At 72.1% G+C, this 3,319-nt stretch carries 3 protein-coding genes; 1 reads left to right on the forward strand and 2 read right to left on the reverse strand.

Annotated features, from left to right (window positions below):
* Positions 1-1,736, reverse strand: a 1,736-nt coding sequence (locus G6R24_RS19585) for a GAF domain-containing protein (protein ID WP_225438782.1), incomplete at its 3' end; no start/stop codon positions are given.
* Positions 1,737-1,831: 95 nt separating this feature from the next.
* A complete protein-coding gene (locus G6R24_RS19590) occupies positions 1,832-2,734 on the reverse strand; it encodes a helix-turn-helix transcriptional regulator (RefSeq protein WP_163550636.1) in 903 nt (300 codons plus the stop codon).
* Positions 2,735-2,831: 97 nt separating this feature from the next.
* Between G6R24_RS19590 and G6R24_RS19595 the strand changes: the two genes are divergently transcribed.
* Positions 2,832-3,314 carry a YbaK/EbsC family protein gene (locus tag G6R24_RS19595; RefSeq protein ID WP_163550637.1) on the forward strand — a complete coding sequence of 161 codons (483 nt, stop codon included), beginning with the start codon at positions 2,832-2,834 and terminating at the stop codon, positions 3,312-3,314.
* The last annotated feature ends 5 nt before the right edge of the window (positions 3,315-3,319 follow it).

Consider the following 3,319-nt stretch of genomic DNA (forward strand, 5'->3'; position numbering starts at 1 on the left):
TCGACGAGCACGGCGGCGGTGCGGGCGGCATGCCACGGCACCAGCAGGCCGACCAGATGCTCGAGGATGCGCGGCGTCTCGAGGGTGGAGGTGAACAGATCGGTCGCCGCGGCGAACAGGGTGGTGCGCTCACGCGCGGCCCGTTCGACGGCGAACAGCCGGGCCCGTTCCAGGGCGAGCCCGGTCTGCGCGGCCAGCGCCTCGACGAAGGCGCGTTCGTCCTCGTCGAACAACCGTGGATGGTCGAAGGTGAAACGCAGCGCACCGAGTGTGCGCTCGCCGGCGAACAACGGCAGCACACACATCGACTCCGCCGTCGGCTCCAGCTCGGCGAGGGCTGGAAACCGCAGGTCACGTTCGCGGCGGGACTCGAGCCAGACCGGTTCGCCGGTGCGCAGAGCCGCCATCGCCGGCAGCCGGTCGGTCATCCGCTCGGACCGCAGCGCGGCGATCATGCTGTCGCCGTAGCCGATGGACCCGGTCACCGCGAGCCGGCCGGCGTCCTGGGGGACCAGCAGCACCCCGCCGGAGGCGCCCAGCACCGCCGCGCCCTGGGACACGACGGCCATCGCCACCTGCTCCGGTGTGGTCGCCTGGGCCAGCGCCGCGGTGACCCGCTGCAACCGGGCGGAGCGTTCCGCGGTGCGCTGCGCGACGACGACGACATCGAGGGTGTCCAGCAGGTACTGCTCGAAACTGCGCGTCGCGGCCGGACCGAGCCCGGTGTTCTGGCCGGCGGTGTGCTCGGCCGCGCGTAGCTGGGCGACCAGGGAACCGATGTACCAGCGGCGGAAGGCGACATGCTGCGGCGGGGACTCGACGGTGAGCAGCCGGGCGGCCCGGGCGTAACCCTCGATCTCCTCGAGGGCGGCGAGGTACTGCTCGGCGTCGGCCGCGGCGCTCGAGGGCAGGACGAGTTCCAGCGGTGTGCGGGGATGTCCGGCCGCGGCCGCCCCCAGGGCCTGCCGCTTGATCGCCATCCGCGGCCCGGCGAACCGGGTGGTGACGATGGTCAGCAGTTCGGCGAGCCGTTCGGGCACGGCCACGCTCGCCCCGGACGCGGCGCCCGAGGCGGCCAGCGTGAACTCGCGGACCAGCCCGTCCACATGGTTCTTGGCGGCGAGCAGCAGATCGGTGGGCACATCGCCGAGGCGCACGACGTGCCCCGGCGACGACGACGGCGCACCCGACACCGGACGGGTCTGCTGGCGGACCCCACGAATCCCGGTCAGGCCACGCACCGCCACACCGCCATCGGTGACCTGGACGTCGTCCTCACCGCTGGTGTCGGTGGGGCGGAACTCGGCCCAGACGACCTTGCCGGTGGGCAGCGGGTCGACGCCCCACCGGCTGGACGCGGCCGCGACCAGCACCATCCCGCGGCCGGTCAGGGCGTCCCCACCGGCCGGTGGCCGCACCGGCAGCACCCGGCTCCCGTCGCGCACCTCCACCCGCAACGCAGCCCCACCGGCACGCACCCGCACCTCGATCGGCGCGTCACCGTGCAACAGGGCATTGGTCGTCAGCTCACTGAGGACCAGACAGGCGTCGTCGCCGAACGATTCCCAGCGCCCGCCGGCGAGCAGCTTCGCCACCGCCCGGCGCACCTTGTCGACCCCGCCGGAACGAGCGTCCAACCGGATGACGACCACACCATCCGCGTCGACAATCCCGCCCGCGCTGGACGCGTTCTCCGCGCCGCTGTCTCCGTTCACGTTGTGACCGGCCTCCCGCACCGGCCGGCCACCTTGAGGATGCCGGCACCTTGACGGTCCGATGAGACGCGGCTGCCCGCACTGTGTCTCCGCGACGTCCAGCATGCCAGACAAGCTCAGTGATTCCCGCGTGGACCGCCCGACCGGGGGTCCTCGGTGACGGACCCACCGCGGGACGTCCCCGTCGTGGCCGGTGGCCCGGCCGCGGCGGCCCGGGCCAGGACCTCGGCGATCACCCGGATCCGCTCGACCAGCTCAGGGGGGTCGACCACGGTGAAAGGCGCCCCGACCACGCCGAGCAGCATCGTCGCCCACTCGAGCGCGACATCGTCCATCCGCAGCAGGCAACGGTCCGCGTCGATCGCCTCGGTGCGCCCCCAGCCGCCGATCACCCGACCCACCTGAGACGCCGGCGCCCGCACCCGCACGACGACCCGATGCCGGGAGGCACCCCCGGCGACTCCCCGGCGCACATAGGCCGCCGCGTCGGCGTCCGGCAGCTCATGAGGTCGAAACCGCCGTCCGCCGCCGGTCACCGCCTGGACGCGGTCGACCCGGAAGGTGCGCCAGTCGTCCCGGTCGACGTCGCGGGCCAGCAGATACCAGCGTCCGCCGAGGGCCACCAGCCGGTACGGCTCCACCCGGCGGCGGCTCGTCGCACCGGCCCGGTCGGTGTAGGCGAAGCCCACCTTCGCCAACGCCCGCACGGACGTCTCGCCGACCCCGCCCACCCCACCGACCGCCCCAGCCGCCGCGGTCCGCAGCCCGACGGCGACCGCCACGGCCTCCTCGTCGTCGAGCAGCAACGGCGGCATGGCCGTCCCCGCCTGAAGCTGGTAGCCGCCGGCGACCCCGCGGCTGGCCTCGACCGGGTAGCCGAGTTCCCGCAGCCGGTCGACGTCGCGACGCAGCGTGCGGGCGCTCACCTCGAGTCGTTCGGCCAGCAGGTCACCCGGCCAGTGCCGATGCGTCTGCAACAATGACAAAAGCCGCAACATTCGCGCGCTTGGGTCCGCCATCATCCCCATCCGGCTGGTTTTCGTCGCTGATGTCGCTAGTGTTGACCCGTTTGCGTCGGGTCGGATTGGCAGGGGTCACATGCGAGGAGCGGGACAGATGAGTCTGAGCAAGCGGGCTCGGCAGTTCCAGGAAATGCTCGACGGTCGCGGTTATGCGCTCGAGGTCCTGGAACTGCCGGACTCCACCCACACGGCCGACGACGCCGCCCGCGCCCTGGGCTGTTCGAAGGCACAGATCGTCAAGTCGCTGGTCTTTCGGGACACCGACACCGGCGGCCCCGTGATGGTCCTGGCCAGTGGCACGAACCGGGTGGACGAAACGAAGATCGCGGCCGCCCTCGGCCGTGACATCGCCCGGGCGGACGCCGCCTACGTCAAACGGACCACCGGTTTCTCCATCGGCGGCGTTCCCCCCCTCGGCCACAAACAGGCGATGCTTCTGTTCGTCGACGAGGACCTTCTCCAGTACGACGAGGTCTGGGCCGCCGCCGGCACCCCCAACGCCGTCTTCCGCATTCCCGGCAAGATCACCACTATTCTCGACCCCCACATCGTTCTCCCCATAACCCAATGGCCGTAGGTTAA

The organism is Candidatus Frankia nodulisporulans (assembly GCF_902806475.1).
Classification (GTDB): domain Bacteria; phylum Actinomycetota; class Actinomycetes; order Frankiales; family Frankiaceae; genus Frankia; species Frankia umida.

Excerpts from the sequence above, each read along its gene's own strand:
- G6R24_RS19590 (WP_163550636.1), bottom strand. The coding sequence starts at position 2,734 with ATGGCGGACCCAAGCGCGCGAATGTTGCGGCTTTTGTCATTGTTGCAG.
- G6R24_RS19595 (WP_163550637.1), top strand. The coding sequence starts at position 2,832 with ATGAGTCTGAGCAAGCGGGCTCGGCAGTTCCAGGAAATGCTCGACGGT.